Here is a 17,339-nt window from a genome sequence, read left to right on the forward strand (position 1 = left end):
CCTTTTATTTTCTATATAGGAACATTATAACAAGGAAATCTTAGGTGCAAGTAATATACCACTCGTCCAAATTATGAAAATACAAAAAAGGCCAAGCAACAAGATGTTACTTGGCTTCTTTGCAACATCAGCTTAGCATCTCTTCTACTTGTTCACTGAAGAATTGTTTCATAGCATGAAACACATCTGCTTTTCTTCTCAAAATGTAATAGCGGAACTTAGGGTGGTCGATTGATTTATAGGCCTGCATCAAACTCGAGGAACGATTGTATTGGTTGACTTCTCCATAACCAAACATTTGTGAAACTTCAATAAGTTGTTCAATCAATCCCAGGCAGCGTTTATTATCGGATGTTAAATTGTCCCCGTCGGAGAAGTGGAACGGATAAATATTGTAACGCTCCGGCGAATACTTCGTCTCAATCAATTCTAATGCCTTACGATAAGCCGAGGAGCAGATCGTCCCTCCACTCTCTCCTTTGGAAAAGAAATCATCCTCACTGACGACTTTTGCTTGTGTGTGGTGCGCAACAAATTCAATCTCCACGGTTTCATAATTTCGGTTCAGGAACCTGGTCATCCAGAAAAAGAAACTTCTGGCCATATATTTCTCCCATTGTCCCATGGAACCACTTGTATCCATCATTGCAATAACGACAGCTTTTGACTCCGGTTTGGTTTTCTCATTCCACGTTTTAAAGCGAATATCTTCTGGATATATCGGTGCAAATGAAGCTTCTCCACCTAAAGCGTTTCGTTTGTACGCTTCAAGCATCGTCCTCTTCTTGTCAATGTTTCCAGTCAACCCTGTTTTCCTGATATCACTGAACTCGATATCTGTGTGAATGATATTGTCTTTTTCCTTTTCATCCAAATTCGGTAAGGTCAATTCCTTAAACAAGGCTTCCTCTAACTCTGCTAATGAAATCTCTGCCTCATAATAATCTTCGCCAGCTTGATCACCGGCTCCATCTCCATCGCCAGGCTTACCTTTCGATTGTTGCGGCGCTTGAGCAACGACATCTCCGACTTCACTATCCCCTTCACCTTGTCCTGCATGTTTATTCTTCTCGTGATTATAACGGATCTTATATTCATCAAGTGAACGTATTGGAATCTTAACGACACGCTTTCCATTCGACATCACAATATTTTCTTCAGTAATGAGATCAGGTAACTGCTTGCTCATGGCATCCTTCACTTTTTCTTGATGTCGCCGCTGATCGTCGTAGCCTTTCCGATGGAGGGACCAGTCGTCTTCGGCGATTACGAAACTCATCTCTTCATCCATGTAATTCCCTCCTAATCGAGTATTACTCTATCGTATGCAGGTCCACGGTAATGGATGAAACATATTGAGATATACATGGATTATTTGTTTCTTTCGCCTAAATTGTCTATCTTTTCACAATCCGTTTGATAGTCCATGCTGGTAAATATGTTATTCAAGTATATGGCAGGATTGTGGAAGACTCAGTTACGAGATGTTTCCGGGGTTCGTTGCCTTGTTGGGCGTCAGGGGTGGTCGGGAGAAACGAACCCTTGTACCAAATTGGATGGTTCTTCCACTATCCAACTGTTAGAGGTGTAAAGCGCTGTGGATCATGCTTTAACGTACTGTTGAGGTGTTCTAGTCATCCACTTCTCATAATCATACAAGCTGCCTTTTTAGGAGTGGTTTCGATAATCTTCCTTGGCAAAGGGGCGGAGGGAAACGGTGAGACTCCTATGGGACGTGTGGGACAGGTGAGACCCCGGAAGGCGGAGCTTGAGGAGGCTCACCGCCCGCCCCATGGAAAGCGAACCTTTTCCCTCCGCCCCTAGAATCACACAAACGTCTCGAAACTGAGTCTTCAAGTATAGGGAGCGTTTGTGGGTTTGAAGCAAAGAAAATCCCCTTCCACAGAAATTGTGGAAGGGGATTGGTTTTAGCCTTCGAGCAGTAGGTCGAAAGGATCTTCAATCATTTCTTTAATTCTGCGCAGGAACTGTACCGCATCTTTTCCATCTACGATTCTGTGGTCATAGGAAAGAGCGATGTACATCATCGGACGAGCTTCGATTGTGTCATCCGGCATGACTTTTGCGCGTTTTTCAATGTTGTGCAAACCAAGGATTCCTACTTGAGGTGCATTCAAAATCGGTGTGGAAAGCATAGATCCGAATATTCCACCGTTCGTGATTGTAAAGGATCCACCCTGTAAGTCCTCAAGACCCAGCTCTTTGTTACGTGCTTTGGTCGCAAGGTCAGCTATGCCTTTTTCAATACCGGCAAAGTCCAGACGATCTGCATCACGGACAACAGGAACGACGAGACCTTCGTCTGTTGATACAGCCATACCGATATCATAGAACTGTTTCTTGATAATTTCGTTGCCTTGAATTTCTGCATTGAGTAATGGGAATTCCTTCAATGCTCCAACCGCTGCTTTTGTGAAGAAGGACATGAAACCTAATTTGATGTCATGTTTCTTAAGGAAGGATTCTTTACGTTCACTTCTAAGCTTCATAACATTGGTCATGTCTACTTCATTAAAGGTTGTGAGCATCGCAGATTCCTGCTGGGCTTCAACGAGTCTCTTAGCAATTGTCTGGCGTCTGCGGGACATTTTCACTCGTTCGACTGGTTTATCAAACTCTGTTTTCTTCGTTTCTTCTTTTTTCTTCTCCTGCTTCTTAGGTTTGTCCTCAGAAGAAGACTTGGAAGAACCTTTAGATTCATGCTTACTTTCTCCTTTAGCAGCTGCATCGACATCTTCCGGACGGATACGGCCAAGTGGATCGCGAGCGGAAATCTCACTCAAGTCAATCCCTAGTTCACGCGCACGTTTACGAGCGGCAGGAGTAGCAATCACGTCTTTAGAATCCTTACTGGAAGACTCTTTTTTCTCATCAGAAGACTGTTGCTGCTCTTCTTTCTCAGATTCTTTCTCTTTGTTGGATTCTTCTGCTTTTTCTTCTTGTTCAGATTCTTCTTCATCAGAAGAAGTGTCTTCATCTGAACCTCCGCCCTCGCCGTTTTCATCGACTTTAGCTATGACATCGCCGACTTCTACGTCGTCTCCTGCTTCTCTTAACAACTCAGCAATAACTCCACTAGCATCGGCATTCACTTCAACGTTTACTTTATCTGTCTCAAGCTCGAGAATCGGATCGCCTTTTTCCACTTGATCCCCTTTTTTGACGAGCCATTCTGATATTGTACCTTCTGTTATGGATTCAGCTAATTCAGGAACCTTAATTTCCTTCATTTGTTTCTCCTCCTTTAGACATCTGTAGCGCTTCATGAATGATTCGATTCTGCTCCGTTTTATGGATGTTCGGCTCACCGACGGAAGGTGATGCACGGTGCGGACGACCCACGAAGCGGTGAATCTGTCCTTCTTTCAACAGTTTGTGCAAAATCCCTTCGACGAAGTACCAGCTACCCATGTTCTGCGGTTCTTCTTGGACCCATACTAATTCTTCTAAATTCGGATAAGACTCTAACATCTCAGCTAATCGTTGCTCTGGGAACGGATAGATTTGTTCGATTCTTACGGCATCGATCGTCTCGAAGGTTTGATCGGTACCGTCTACCGTATCTTCAATGTCGACCATGATCTTCCCACTTCCGAGAAGGAGCGTTTTTACTTTTTCTTTATCCTTGTTTTCAGATAAAATTGGTTGTTTCATAATCGGTTGGAATCGTCCATTGCTGAACTGCTCCCCTGAAACCGCCACCCGTTGATTTCTTAAGAGACTCTTCGGAGTCATCAACACAAGAGGACGTGCTTCTTCCTGATTACTAATGGCAGCTTGTCTTCTTAGCAAGTGGAAATATTGAGCAGAAGACGTGACATTTGCAACCGTCCAGTTGTTTTCAGCAGCTAGCTGCAAGAAACGCTCCAGGCGTGCACTGGAGTGCTCCGGCCCTTGCCCTTCGTATCCGTGAGGTAGCAGGAAGACCATATTGGATTTTTCTCCCCATTTGGCACGTCCAGCAGACACGAACTGGTCAAAGATGACTTGTCCAGCATTAGCAAAATCACCGAATTGCGCTTCCCAAAGGACAAGAGATTCTGGTGCCTGGACACTATATCCATACTCAAACCCGATGACCCCTGCCTCAGATAATGGACTGTTATGAATATCAAAGGACGCATTCGCCTGTTCTAAACCATGCATTGGACAGTATGTCTCCCCTGTTTCCACATCATGAAGAACGAGATGACGGTGGGCGAATGTTCCACGTTCCGTATCCTGTCCTGTGATTCGAATAGGACGACCATCTTCAAGAATGGAAGCAAATGCTAAGGCTTCAGCTGTTGCCCAGTCAACCTTCTGTCCTTCATCAAGCATTTTACTGCGTCTTTGAAGAATTTTCTCAAGCTTTTTGAAACCATTAAATCCTTCCGGACGTTTCAGCAATCCTTCGTTTAAACCTTTAAGACGATCAAGATCGATGGCCGTATCAATTTCATCAAGGTTTCGTTCCACTCCACTCGGACGTTCTTTCACATCAGGAGAAGACGTTTCATGCTCGTTCATATTGTTATATATGTCGCGGAGTTTTTTCTCTACTTCTGCTTTCATATCATCAAGAGCACCATCACCTACCACAGATGCTTCCTGAAGCTGCTTTTCAAACACAGCAGCAGCCGTCGGGTGTTCATCGATTTCCTTATAAAGTTTCGGTTGTGTAGAGCGTGGTTCATCCATTTCATTGTGACCAAAACGGCGATAACCGACTAGATCAATTAAGAAATCTTTATGGAATTTTTGGCGGTATTCATAAGCAAGTGCCATGGCTGATAAACAAGCAAGCGGATCATCGGCATTCACATGAACGACAGGAATTTCAAAGCCTTTAGCCAGGTCACTCGCATAACGAGTTGAGCGTCCGTCTTTCCGGTTCGTTGTGAATCCGACAAGGTTGTTAGCGATAATGTGGACCGTTCCTCCGGTACGATAGCCAGGGAGGTCACTCATATTCAAGGTTTCTGCTACAACACCTTCTCCGATGAAAGCAGCGTCACCGTGAATTAACAAACCGAAAGCCTCGTCTTCATCCATCTTTGCATAGCCTGGCTCTGAACGGTCATCTTGAGCCGCACGTGCGAAGCCTTCGACTACCGGATTGACGTATTCCAAGTGTGAAGGGTTATGGCTGAGAGTCACGCGTGTAGCTGACTGTTCACCGTTCTCAATTTCTCTTCTCGCACCAAAGTGATATTTCACATCTCCTGTCCAACCGTAGTTGATTCCCATTGAACCCTCGGATGGCACGAGCTCCTTATCTGGAGAAAGGTGGAATTCAGAAAAAATGCGATCATAGGGCTTGCCAAGAATATGTGCAAGTACATTTAAACGCCCACGGTGAGCCATACCCATCATGATATGTTTAATTCTGTCACCAGAAGCCGATTGGATGATGTGATCAAGCATCGGCACCATAATATCTAAGCCTTCAATAGAAAACCGCTTCTGCGCAACGAATGTTTTCGCAAGGAAGTTTTCAAAACCTTCTACTTCGGCCAGACGGTAAAGCAGTTGTTTCTTTTCTTCATCTGTCAGTGACACCGTATAGGAACCTGTGTCCACTTTATCCTGGAGCCATTTTCTTTCATCTTCGTTATTTACATGACCGAATTCAAAAGAGATGGTTCCTGCATAACGTTCTTTTAACGTTCTGACTACTTGAAGTGCGTTATCCAGTTTCATTGGGGCATCAGGCCACACCCAATCCGCCGGCATTTCTTTTAAATCCTTTTCTTGTAGTCCGTATGTTTCTAATTCAAGCAAATTTGTTTTAGGTCGCTCATCACTACCTACCGCGTAAATATTCGCTTGCAGGTGACCATGACGACGAATAGCCTCAACAAGTTTCAACGCTGAGGTAATTTTAGCTATGTCCTTCTCAGAAGGTGAAGCAGATCCATTGGTTACAGTAACCGTTTCGCTTCCCATCCATTCAGGAGCCCCGTGCTCATCAAAAATCTCCTTCAAGGAAGGATCGACAGCACTAGGATCGTTTTCATATTGTTCGAATTGTTCTTCGATGTACCCCATGTTGGGGCCATGGAAATTTTCCCAAAAGTTTTGAGTGGAGCCTTGTTTAGACACGTAGAATACCCCCAAGTAGTTGTTGGCTAATGTTTCCTCGAAAACGTTTCCAAGTCCATGTACTATTATAGAATTGAAACGCTTCCGTATTCAACAAATTTCGCTTAATTTTTTAATGAATGACCAAATCCATTCCATTATAACAAGAAAGACGCACCGATGGGTACGCCTTTTTCACTTTTCGCCTCTAAAGTGATATATCGTTGTTATTCTTCATCCTCTAAGACACGGTAAGCCATATCATAAAGTTTCATCTGACTATTGATGGGCTGCGCGTTTTGAGGGCGTTTAACATGTTCATAGGACCCGTCATTCTTTTGTTCCCTGGCTTTGACATTGTCATTCAGCATGACAGATAAAATCTTTTGCAAACGATTTTTTATCACTGGTTCATAAATCGGGAATAAAAGTTCGACACGCTTGACCATGTTTCTTGTCATCATATCAGCAGAGGATAAAAAGACACGATCATCTCCATTATGATGGAAATAATAAATTCGGCTGTGCTCCAGGAAGCGACCGACAATACTAATGACACGGATGTTATCGCTAAAACCCTGGATCCCTGGACGCAGACAGCAGATTCCACGCACGATCAAATCAATCTGCACACCTGCTTGAGAGGCTTCGTAAAGCTTCATAATTAAATTTTTATCCGTCAAAGAATTCATTTTTAAGATGATGCGCCCATTGCCATGTTGTTTTTGGAAACGGATTTCATTGTTAATATAACGAATAAAGTCATTTCGTATATCAAACGGAGCCATCGACAGATGATGGAATTGCGGTTTCTCGGTAAACCCGCTTAAATAATTGAAAAAATCTGTGGCATCAATTCCAAACTTCCGCTTGGCTGTAATGATTCCCATATCTGTATAAAGAGATGCTGTCTGGTCATTATAATTCCCTGTTCCCAGGTGAACGAAACGTTCAATTTTCTCATTCTTCTTTCTGACCACGAGCGTAATTTTGCTGTGGGTTTTCAAGTAAGTCATTCCATAAATGACATGACAACCTGCTTTCTCCAATTCTTTTGCCCATTGTACGTTGTTCTCTTCATCAAACCGTGCTTTCAGTTCAACAAGTACGGTGACCTGCTTCCCTTTCTCCGCCGCACGCTTCAGAGCTTCTATAATCGGTGAATCTCCACTAACCCGGTATAACGTCTGTTTAATAGCCAACACATGGGGATCATCCGCTGCTTCCGCTACGAAGTCTACTACTGGTTCAAAAGATTCGAACGGATGGTGTAGGAAAACATCTCGATCCATCACTTGTTCAAAAATATTTTCATCACTACTTAAATCCCGTGGAGGCTGAGGCATCAACGTTTCGTAATAAAGGTGATCCTTAATGTCTTCAAACGTTTTATGGAATTTAAATAAGAAAGTTAAGTCCAGCGGTCCATTTGTAATGTATAAGTCATCTTTATGAATTTCCAGGACACTCAATAAAAAGCTGACCAATTTCTCATCATACTTTCCATCTCGCACTTCCAGACGGACAGCCGCTCCCCACTTCCGTTTCTTCAATTCTTTCTCTATTTCTTTTAATAAATCACGGGCGCCTTCTTCATGAATGGTCATATCAGCATTTCTTGTAATTCTGAACTCTGTGATCGACTCAACTTTATACCCTTTGAAGAGCTTACTCATAAAATGACCGATGATTTCTTCTAATAGAACATATTGATATTTATCATCATGATTCACAGTTACGAAACGATCCAGTACGGATGGTACTTGAACAATCGCCGTTTTCGTTGCTCCTTCTCGATCAAGTTCGTCGCGAATGACGACAGCCAGATTGATGGACTTATTCAAAAGCATTGGAAAAGGACGATAGGCATCCACTGCCATAGGGGTTAACACGGGAAAAATCTCTTCATCGAAATAGGTTTCAAAGCGCTGGATTTCCTCTTTGGTGAGGTCGTCAATAGACAAGATCGTAATTCCCTCTTTTTCCAATTCCGGTTTCATTGCCTGATAGGCCGCATACTGCTTTTCCACATTTTTGTGGTTAATCTCAGCAATTTTGTTCAGTTGCTGCTTCGGTGTCAATCCGGCCTTGTTTTCCGGTTTATTAAAACCGGCTTTGACCTGATCCTTCAATCCTGCGACACGTACCATAAAAAATTCATCAAGATTGGAAGAGGCAATCGCTAAAAATTTCAACCGTTCGAGCAAAGGGTTGTCCATATCAAGAGCTTCATCCAAAACCCGTTCATTGAAGCCAAGCCAGCTGAGCTCTCGATTATTATAAAAAAGTGGATTATCCAGTTCTTTCGTCTTCATTTCTGTTGACATAAAGCACACCCTTTACACATGTATTCACATTCAGGTTAATACATCCATATGTTCCACATATGAATGTAAAGTTAACTTTTTGTAAAAATTTGATTGAAAATGTCGAACAATAAGACAAAAAAATAGAATGACAAAAAAAGCAGCCCGGGAACGGACTACTTTTTATTTTCCACAAAAGAGAGCTCGATACTCTTCTTCAATGACTTTTCCAAATGTTTTTTCTGCTTCTCTGCTTGATATTCTTCAGGCATGTAAGCACCGGTGCAATAGAGAGTGACACGAAGGTCGTCCCCATTATTGGATAGTTCCAGCTTTTCCACCGTCTGTCTTCGAGTGCTGTCCAGACTGTAACAAAACTTCAACATCGATCCGAGAAGGCGGATCTTTTTCCGTTCGTCTTTCAAGAACCACTGTTTGAATGGGGCAAGGAATTGCTTGAATACGGTTTTGTTTTTAAAGGAAGCCATTAAAGCCATCCGCAGTCTTTCCATATGCATAAGCCCATCAATGGTACGGTTTGCAAGCAGATAAAAAGTATGCTGGGAGCTTGATTCATTGTCAATATATTCACCGAGATTGAACACGTAGCTCGCTCTCTTCACTTCCTGCCAGTCTTTTTTCCTCAAGGAGCCGATTCCATAATCGTGAAGCTGATGGAACAAGTCATGAGCCAGGTGCTGGACATGCTGAATGTGTTTTACATTCAACTCATAATCACTGATCAGTTCCTGAATGCTCTCCTCTAACACGTTCGGAAATAGAGCTGTCCCCATATCACTAGTCAGCTGCTCGAAGAAAATGCCGTCGCGCAATCCTTTCCTGCTTAAGATGAATCCTGACGCATGGACAGTATCATACAAAGAATGAAAGACTTCTGTTGCAGGAAGGATGATGTCCGCTCGGTCCTTCGATAACCCTTCAACCTTCTGTAACTTCTTCATATTCAAGGTGAAAAGGTAGTTCTTGATAAATGCCAGGTCACTATCTTTCATTTTATATTGATGCAGGCCAGCGAGCGGATATTCTTTCAAGTTTTGATCGATTTGAACGAGGTTACGCGCCCCTCCCCCAATTCCGATCAACGGGACGTTTTTTTTCTTCAGCCAAGGGAGAGATTGAAACTGTTCAATCAAATAATGCCGAAGGTCCGACATCTCTTCCTCTGTAGGAAGATCTTTTTTAAAGAAATCTTGTTTAAGCGTCAGCGCTCCGAATGGGAAGCTATGGGATTCAATCAATTTCCTGTCCTTGAAATATGTAACTTCAGTACTGCCTCCACCGATGTCTACCGTAATTCCTTCAGTCACAGGCGTTGAATTCACCACAGCCAGATAACCATAATAAGCTTCTTCCTGATCCGAAAGAATACGCATATCAAACCCTGTATGTTCAGATACTTGATGAATGATTTCCGCTTGGTTTTGTGCTTGTCTGATAGTGGCGGTCGCTACACAAACCATTTCCTCTAAAGGGTAAGACTCTGCGACTTGCTTGAAGCTTTTCAATGTGGTCAGAAGGATCTGAATGCCTTCTGTTGATAAGAGGCCGTCGTCCATGAGGTGATTCCTCAACCTGGCAACAGCTTTCACATTTTCCACTTCCCGAAGACGTCCACCTTTCTCCCTCAAATAAATAACTAGACGCATTGTGTTCGATCCGACATCAATAATTGCATAATAATTTTTGGCCATCGTCCCACCACACTTCATTTTTTGCCATTATACCACAAGAAACCGCCCTCTTAATAAGAGGACGGCTGTGGATTGCTATTATCTATTCAGCAAGCTGCCGACATACTTCAATAATTCATTGGCAGAGCTGGAATTGTAACCATGCTCATCGACGAGAGTCGCGACAACTTCATTGATTTTCTTAAGCTGCTGCTCATCCGGCGTTTTTGTGGACGTCGTAATTTTCACTACATCTTTCAGGTCTGCAAACAATTTCTTCTGAATCGCTTCACGTAACCGCTCATGAGACTGATAATCGAACTTCTTGCCTTTTCTGGCATAAGCAGAAATGCGGATCAAGATCTCTTCACGGAACGCTTTCTTCGCGTTTTCCGATACACCGATCTGTTCTTCAATGGAACGCATGAGGCGCTCATCCGGGTTCAGTTCTTCCCCTGTCAGCGGATCTCTAAGCTTCGCTTTGTTGCAATATGCCTCTACATTATCCAAATAGTTATCCATCAATGTAACTGCAGACTCTTCATAAGAGTAGACAAAGGCTTTCTGCACTTCTTTCTTCGCAATTTCATCGTATTCTTTCCTAGCGAGCGAAATGAAGTCAAGATAACGGTCTTTATCTTCACTGGAAATGGAAGCGTGACTTCCGAGTCCATCTTTCAACGAACGCAGAACATCCAGTGCGTTGATCGACGTCAACTCTTTCTTAATAATGGTAGAGGAAATGCGGTTGATCACATAACGAGGGTCAATGCCGCTCATCCCTTCATCCGCATGCTCTTTCTTCAACTCTTCCACATCTACATCGCTGAATCCTTCTAAAATTTCACCGTCATACAAACGCATTTTCTTCAGTACATCGACAGAAGCTTTTTTCGACTCTTTCAGTCGGGTCAGAATCGTAAACATCGCAGCGACCCTCAGTGTATGCGGAGCGATGTGCACATCCCTGATGTCACTCTCTCTAATCATCTTTTCATAGATCCGCTCTTCCTGACTAACCTTCAAGTTATAAGGGACAGGCATAACAATCATACGTGAATGCAAGGCCTCATTCTTCTTGTTAGCAATGAAAGAACGATATTCCGCTTCGTTCGTGTGGGCAATGATTAATTCATCTGCAGAAATAAGGGCAAAACGTCCAGCCTTGAAGTTTCCTTCCTGCGTCAAGCTGAGCAAGTGCCACAAAAACTTTTCATCACACTTCAGCATTTCCTGAAACTCCATGATTCCACGGTTCGCTTTGTTCAATTCTCCATCGAAACGGTAAGCCCTGGGATCTGATTCAGAACCATACTGGGCAATCGTAGAGAAGTCAATAGAACCGGTCAAGTCAGCTATATCCTGGGACTTTGGATCGGAGGGACTAAACGTACCAATGCCTGTACGCTTATCCTCTGAGAAGAAGATACGTTCAACTAAAACATCTTCAATCCTTCCGTCATACTCTGTTTCGACTCTCATCGTATTTAATGGAGATAGACTTCCCTCAACACGGATGCCGTACTCTTCCTGGAAATCCTTACGCAGATGGCTCGGAACAAGGTGTAAAGGGTCCTCATGCATCGGACAACCCTTAATGGCAAAGACAGCCCCTTCATCGGTATGCGTGTACTTCTCCATCCCCCGTTTAAGTAAATTAACGAGTGTTGACTTACCACCACTGACAGGTCCCATCAGTAATAGGATACGCTTTCTAACATCCAGCCTTCTTGCTGCAGGGTGGAAATATTCTTCTACAAGCTTCTCCATAGCCTCATCCAAGCCATAGATGTCCTCGTCGAAAAACTTGTAACGCTTATGATCGTGCTCTTCTGCTACCCCCGCACTTTTAATCATATTGTAAACGCGGGAATGGGCGGATTGAGCTAAATACGGACGCTCTTTCAGCAATTCCAAATATTCTGAGAATGTACCTTCCCATTTCAGTTCTTCTTCTTGTTCCCGGTGGTCTTGTATTTTCTTTAAAATGTCCACTTCGCGACCTCCCCCGTCGTAAGAGACGAATTTTAATACATCCTATGCCTGGCTACTGTAAAACATGTGTAATTTAGAAATGTGGAAGCGGCCTGCTTAGACACGACTAGCATAAGACAAACGGCGCAGTGGTGTGTTCTTCCACCACGGAGGCGGTTGACTTATGTCTCGAGTGTCCGGCCGCTAAAAAAAGAATAAGTAGGGCAAAAACCCTGTTCTGGTTTCGGCTACCACAACCCTTTAAAAGAAACAAACTCAAAACCCTGCTTTAAGAGACAACTAAAAAGTGAGGGAAAAGCCCTCTTATCCACCCTATGCCTTCCTGGTCCATTCATGACAGAAAAAAGAGGACCAACATAAAAGTCAGTCCTCTTCGTAATCTTTTTCCTCGATATACCTACGCCTTTTGGACAATCCCATGACCAAAAAGGCAACAAATAGAAACAAATTAAGCCACCTGAGATCATCGTAAAATATAGCTAATAATGCCCAAATTGCCGCACTGATTAAGAAAAGAATGCTGGAAATCAACGTTTGGCTCACGATCATCCCTCCTTCCTTTATTATAAATCAACAGAACCATATTGTATGTCCATTTTTTCGCAATGAGCAACTAGTCCTAAAGGTTGAATGAACCCCTTTTAGTAAATTTTGACACGATGATAGACCCTTGTTAGAATTGTTACGAATATTTTAATAAGATAAAGTGCTACACAATAGAAAGAAGGACTGCAAATGGAAACATGGTACTTTGTCGATTCAGGTCATTGCACCCCTGCGATGAACATGGCATTGGATGAAGCCTTGATGAATTGGCACCGCAATGGAGACATTCCTCCTGTACTCCGCTTTTATGGATGGGAGCCTGCTGGATTATCTGTAGGATATTTTCAAAAAGTCAAAGGAAAGATTGATTTGGAAGGCGTCCAAAAGCATGGGTATGAACTTGTTCGCCGTCAGACTGGAGGACGAGCTGTCCTACATGACAATGAGCTCACATATAGTGTAATAGTTTCAGAAAATCATCCGGATATGCCGGACTCTGTAAAAGAAGCGTATCTTGTTCTATCCAAAGGGTTGCTTGAAGGGTTCACAAACCTTGGCATACAAGCAGAATTCGCTGTTCCTGAAGGAAAATTAGATGTTGCAGGGTCAGCTGTATGCTTTGAAGAACCTTCGTGGTATGAATTGATTGTCGAAGGTAAAAAAGCAGCTGGAAGTGCACAGACAAGGAAGAAAGGGATTATCCTTCAACATGGATCCATCCCGATTGATGTCGATGATGTTAAACTATTCGATATGTTTATCTATAAAAATGAACGAATTAAAGAACGCGCTCGAAAAGCCTTCGGAGACAAAGCTGTGGCGATCAACCAAATCGTCGATAAACCCGTAACTTTCGAAGATACGAAAACAGCTTTTAAAAATGGGTTTGAAAAAGGTCTGGGGATTAACCTGGAGCCTCTTAAATTAACTGAAGCACAATGGGACGAAGTTAAAAAAATTGCAAAAGAACGTTATGAGACCGACGAGTGGAACTATGCTCGTTAACAAATAAGGAGTGAACATATTGGCCAAAAATCAAGAGTACATAAGAAAACCAGAATGGCTGAAAATCAAAATTAATACGAATAAGTCGTACACTGGCTTGAAAAAGCTGATGCGTGATAAAAAACTCAACACCGTATGCGAAGAAGCGCGTTGTCCAAACATTCACGAATGCTGGAGTGAACGCAAAACGGCTACATTCATGATTCTTGGCGATACTTGTACACGAGGATGCCGTTTCTGTGCGGTTAAAACAGGTCTCCCTAACGAATTAGATTGGGGCGAACCAGAACGTGTCGCTGATTCAGTAGAAATCATGGGACTTAAACACGTCGTTGTGACCGCTGTAGCACGTGATGATTTAAATGATGGTGGTGCAGCTGTTTTCGCTGAAACGGTGAAAGCGATCCGTCGTCGTGTCCCAGGATGTACCGTTGAAATCCTCCCTTCTGACATGAAAGGGGATTATGAAAGTCTACACACATTAATGGACGGAGAGCCGGATATTTTCAACCATAACATTGAAACCGTCCGCCGCCTGACGAAAAAAGTTCGTGCACGAGCAATGTATGATCGTTCTCTGGAATTGTTGAAACGAGTAAAAGAAATCCGTCCGAATACTCCAACAAAATCAAGCATCATGGTCGGTTTGGGTGAAACGAAAGAAGAAATCATGGAAGCCATGGACGACCTTCTTGCCCATAACGTGGACATCATGACAATCGGGCAATATCTTCAGCCGACGAAAAAGCATTTGAACGTCGAGCGTTACTATCATCCGGATGAATTTGAAGAGCTCAAGGAAATTGCTCTAGAAAAAGGATTTAAACACTGTGAAGCAGGTCCTATGGTTCGTTCCTCTTACCATGCAGATGAACAGGTGAATGCCACTTCTGCCCAGCGTCGTATCAAGTACATGAAAGGATACGAATCCCAAGGGGAAGAACTGGATACTACGAACTTCTAAAAAAACTGCCCCTCATGATCTGTTCATGAGGGGCATCTATTTTACCATGGCCCTCCGTAATAAGGAGGGCGGTTATATCCATATCCTGGTCCACCGTATCCGGGTCCTCCACCGTAGTAAGGTGGTGGCGGAGGCGGGGGTCCAAATCCTCCATAAAAACCTGGCGCAAGAGCTCCACCCAGGAAACCACCGAGCAACCCGCCAGCAAAAGGCCCTAAAAAGAAGAAACGTTCATCTTCATCACGGAAATCCTCTTCGATTTGGTACGGATTATAATAATATTGGTAATGGTTCATTCATGCTCCTCCAATCCATCCTTGGTTATTCACCTACCCTTCACTCTATGTAAACGCCCGCCTTGCCGTATAGGCATGTGTCATCAGGCAAAGGATAAATTTAACTGGACAAACAATTCACATCCACCCATAATTAGGGTATAATATGAATCAAATATGCTTGTCTGGCTACATAAAGGAGGACCACTCATGAATCTTACATTGATCATTCTTGTCTGTGTCGCATTTCTTGCTGCTATCTTCAGTGCCGGATATGACACAAAACCAGGTACGCCAAAAAAATAAGCGCAAAAACGCATCCATAGGGGATGCGTTTTTTTGTGTTGTTTATTGGTATCATCAACATTGGCCACGTAAAAGCAGAATGCAGAAAAAAAGACGGCCCATTCCGGCCGCCTTTCCGCTTCATTTGATTAAATTCGGATGACCTTGTTGTCTCAGAGCTTCAAAAAGAATGATGGAAGCCGTATTAGACAAGTTCAATGATCTCACCTGGTCAGTCATGGGTATTCTCAAACAACGGTCCTCCAACCCTTCTAACAGGTCTTTAGGAATCCCGTCACTTTCACGTCCGAACACGAACAGCAAATCCTGCTCCACATCACTGAAGTCAAAATCCACATAAGATTTCGTACCGAAATTCTCAATATAGTAAAATTCCCCTTCAGGAAATGCGTCATAAAGTTCTTGGATGGAATCATAATAATTCACATTGACCTTATGCCAATAATCCAACCCTGCACGGCGGACCATTTTGTCGTCTGTAGAGAAACCGAGGGGACGAATCAGGTGCAGTTCCGAATTTGTAGCAAGACATGTGCGGGCGATATTGCCCGTATTTGCCGGGATTTCCGGTTGAAAGAGTACAATATGGTTAGGCATGCGTTTCACCTCAGTCTAATCTTAGTCAACTAGGCTATTATACCATACTCTTCACCCGTCGATTTTATAAAATTTGTACTGAATATCAGGGGTGTAGGCTGTAGAATCTTCATACGCCCAATAGCGGTGCCGGCTGTTGGATGTGTGAGCATTCACAAGCGGCATGCCATTGGCGTCTTTTTTGACGACGAAGGTGTTGTGATCAAACCTTCCATCTCCCTGAAAGTCATAGCAGATGATATCACCTGGTGAAAGTTGATCAGCAGAGGAAACTTCTGTTGCTGTCAGACCTTTCCTTGCTCCTCCTAAATACCACCGGAGCGCATGCGCGACCGTCCAGCTATAGCTCCAATTTCCACTTCCATACCACCAGCCCCTTGTACGGTTCGGTGCTCCCCATGGTGTCGCTCCACCTGCTCTTATACACTGGGACACATAATTTGTACAATCCACATCGAAACTTCTATAGGCTGGATTGTAGCTGTCCCACCAACGATCAGCGTAGCGAACAGCTTCTCTGCGATTGTAAGTGAATCGCGCTAGTTCCCGATCCTGTCCCGCCGTAAAATCCATAGGCAAGGGCTTGGAAATTTGGTTTCCTCCAAACATCTCTGTCCTTACTTTGTGGTTTATTAGCTCTTCTTTCAGAAACCGCGCATCTCCATGATAGTGACCTTCTTCTAAGAAAGCATATCGTCCTGACTTGATAAGCAGGGATAAGGTTAATAGATACTGTATGTGCGTTTGGTCTTCATAAGCGACTCGGTGGTAAGGATGTATGTTAAAGGTCAGGCGCTGAAGGCGCTGACCACGACTTTCAATGCCGTCTACTTTTTTTCTTAACCAATGATGGTCCTCCTGTTCGAACAGCCGATCCATGACTCTTTCCCAATACACTTGCAGTTGATATGTATGACTCATGCCACTCCCCTCCTTTTACATCTTATGAAAAGTAAAGAAGGACATGAACATCAAAAAAGCAGCCTCCATTTGATGGAGCCTGCTTTATTGGTTTTGTTTAATGGTTTGGTGCACTTTTTCAAATTCCAATAGTTTCTGTTTTTTATCTAAACCGCCGGCATAACCGACCAACTTGCCGTTACTTCCGATAATCCGATGGCAGGGGACAATGATGGAAAAGGGGTTTTGGTTTACCGCTCCTCCTACAGCTCTGATTGCTTTTGGAGCATGCATGGAAGAGGCAATATCCTTATAGGATCTGGTCTCCCCGTAAGGGACATGGTGGAGAAGCGTTCTCCATACTTGACGTTGAAAGTCTGTGCCGTAGCAGTTTAATGGCACATGAAATTCGTTCCTATGTCCTTCAAAGTAGTCCGAAAGTTCTTGTTTCGTTTGTGCTACATATTTGTGATCAGGGTCATACACCAGTTCACCTTTGAGAAAATGCTTTTTTTTCCAAGATTGATAGGTAGCGAGCCGGTCTTCATAATGACCATAGTCAATTCGGCAGACGCCTTCATCATTCGCTAGTACAGTCATTGGGCCCAAAGGAGTTTCGAAAGTGTCATAGTATAAGAACGATTGATGGTTCATATTCAACCCCTTCTTC

General features: G+C 43.3%; 13 protein-coding genes. 2 read left to right on the forward strand and 11 right to left on the reverse strand.

The features are described 5' to 3' along the window. Positions 1-127: 127 nt before the first annotated feature. The 7 genes from yhbH to ACQ4XT_RS00160 all read right to left on the reverse strand — a co-directional run bounded on the left by yhbH (position 128) and on the right by ACQ4XT_RS00160 (position 12,619). Complete coding sequence (gene yhbH / locus ACQ4XT_RS00130; protein ID WP_089653080.1) at positions 128-1,291, reverse strand: sporulation protein YhbH; 1,164 nt, start codon at positions 1,289-1,291, stop codon at positions 128-130. A gap of 637 nt (positions 1,292-1,928) precedes the next feature. Next, positions 1,929-3,251 (reverse strand): 2-oxoglutarate dehydrogenase complex dihydrolipoyllysine-residue succinyltransferase, encoded by a 1,323-nt coding sequence (gene odhB, locus ACQ4XT_RS00135; protein WP_446851982.1) that lies wholly within the window; start codon positions 3,249-3,251, stop codon positions 1,929-1,931. Next, positions 3,238-6,105: a 2-oxoglutarate dehydrogenase E1 component gene (locus ACQ4XT_RS00140; RefSeq protein ID WP_446851983.1), complete on the reverse strand. Its 2,868-nt coding sequence runs from the start codon at positions 6,103-6,105 to the stop codon at positions 3,238-3,240. Before ACQ4XT_RS00140 ends, odhB begins: the two co-directional genes overlap by 14 nt. A gap of 206 nt (positions 6,106-6,311) precedes the next feature. After that, complete coding sequence (locus ACQ4XT_RS00145) at positions 6,312-8,411, reverse strand: RNA degradosome polyphosphate kinase (protein WP_446851984.1); 2,100 nt, start codon at positions 8,409-8,411, stop codon at positions 6,312-6,314. A 155-nt stretch (positions 8,412-8,566) separates the two neighbouring features. Beyond that, positions 8,567-10,102: an exopolyphosphatase gene (ppx, locus tag ACQ4XT_RS00150; protein ID WP_446855529.1), complete on the reverse strand. Its 1,536-nt coding sequence runs from the start codon at positions 10,100-10,102 to the stop codon at positions 8,567-8,569. Positions 10,103-10,180: 78 nt separating this feature from the next. Further along, positions 10,181-12,076, reverse strand: a complete 1,896-nt coding sequence (prkA, locus tag ACQ4XT_RS00155) for an ATP-dependent protease PrkA (protein ID WP_446851985.1) — start codon at positions 12,074-12,076, stop codon at positions 10,181-10,183. A gap of 363 nt (positions 12,077-12,439) precedes the next feature. Beyond that, positions 12,440-12,619 (reverse strand): hypothetical protein, encoded by a 180-nt coding sequence (locus tag ACQ4XT_RS00160; protein ID WP_446851986.1) that lies wholly within the window; start codon positions 12,617-12,619, stop codon positions 12,440-12,442. Between the two features lie 192 nt (positions 12,620-12,811). On the opposite strand from ACQ4XT_RS00160, the gene lipM reads away from it, so the two are divergent. Continuing rightward, entirely contained in the window at positions 12,812-13,627 is an 816-nt protein-coding gene (lipM, locus tag ACQ4XT_RS00165; RefSeq protein ID WP_446851987.1) for an octanoyltransferase LipM, read from the forward strand. 19 nt (positions 13,628-13,646) lie between these two features. Further along, on the forward strand, positions 13,647-14,591 hold the full coding sequence (gene lipA, locus ACQ4XT_RS00170) for a lipoyl synthase (protein ID WP_446851988.1): 945 nt from the start codon (positions 13,647-13,649) through the stop codon (positions 14,589-14,591). Positions 14,592-14,632: 41 nt separating this feature from the next. On the opposite strand, the gene ACQ4XT_RS00175 is transcribed toward lipA, so the two are convergent. From ACQ4XT_RS00175 to ACQ4XT_RS00190, 4 genes are all read right to left on the reverse strand, one after another. Further along, a complete protein-coding gene (locus tag ACQ4XT_RS00175; RefSeq protein WP_146818585.1) occupies positions 14,633-14,887 on the reverse strand; it encodes a hypothetical protein in 255 nt (84 codons plus the stop codon). A gap of 405 nt (positions 14,888-15,292) precedes the next feature. Then, positions 15,293-15,769, reverse strand: a complete 477-nt coding sequence (trmL, locus tag ACQ4XT_RS00180; protein WP_446851989.1) for a tRNA (uridine(34)/cytosine(34)/5-carboxymethylaminomethyluridine(34)-2'-O)-methyltransferase TrmL — start codon at positions 15,767-15,769, stop codon at positions 15,293-15,295. A gap of 51 nt (positions 15,770-15,820) precedes the next feature. Next, positions 15,821-16,690 carry an amidase domain-containing protein gene (locus ACQ4XT_RS00185; protein ID WP_446851990.1) on the reverse strand — a complete coding sequence of 290 codons (870 nt, stop codon included), beginning with the start codon at positions 16,688-16,690 and terminating at the stop codon, positions 15,821-15,823. Positions 16,691-16,774: 84 nt separating this feature from the next. Further along, positions 16,775-17,323: a methylated-DNA--[protein]-cysteine S-methyltransferase gene (locus ACQ4XT_RS00190; RefSeq protein WP_446851991.1), complete on the reverse strand. Its 549-nt coding sequence runs from the start codon at positions 17,321-17,323 to the stop codon at positions 16,775-16,777. Positions 17,324-17,339: the final 16 nt, after the last annotated feature.

The organism is Halobacillus sp. 12SKB, from assembly GCF_052941655.1.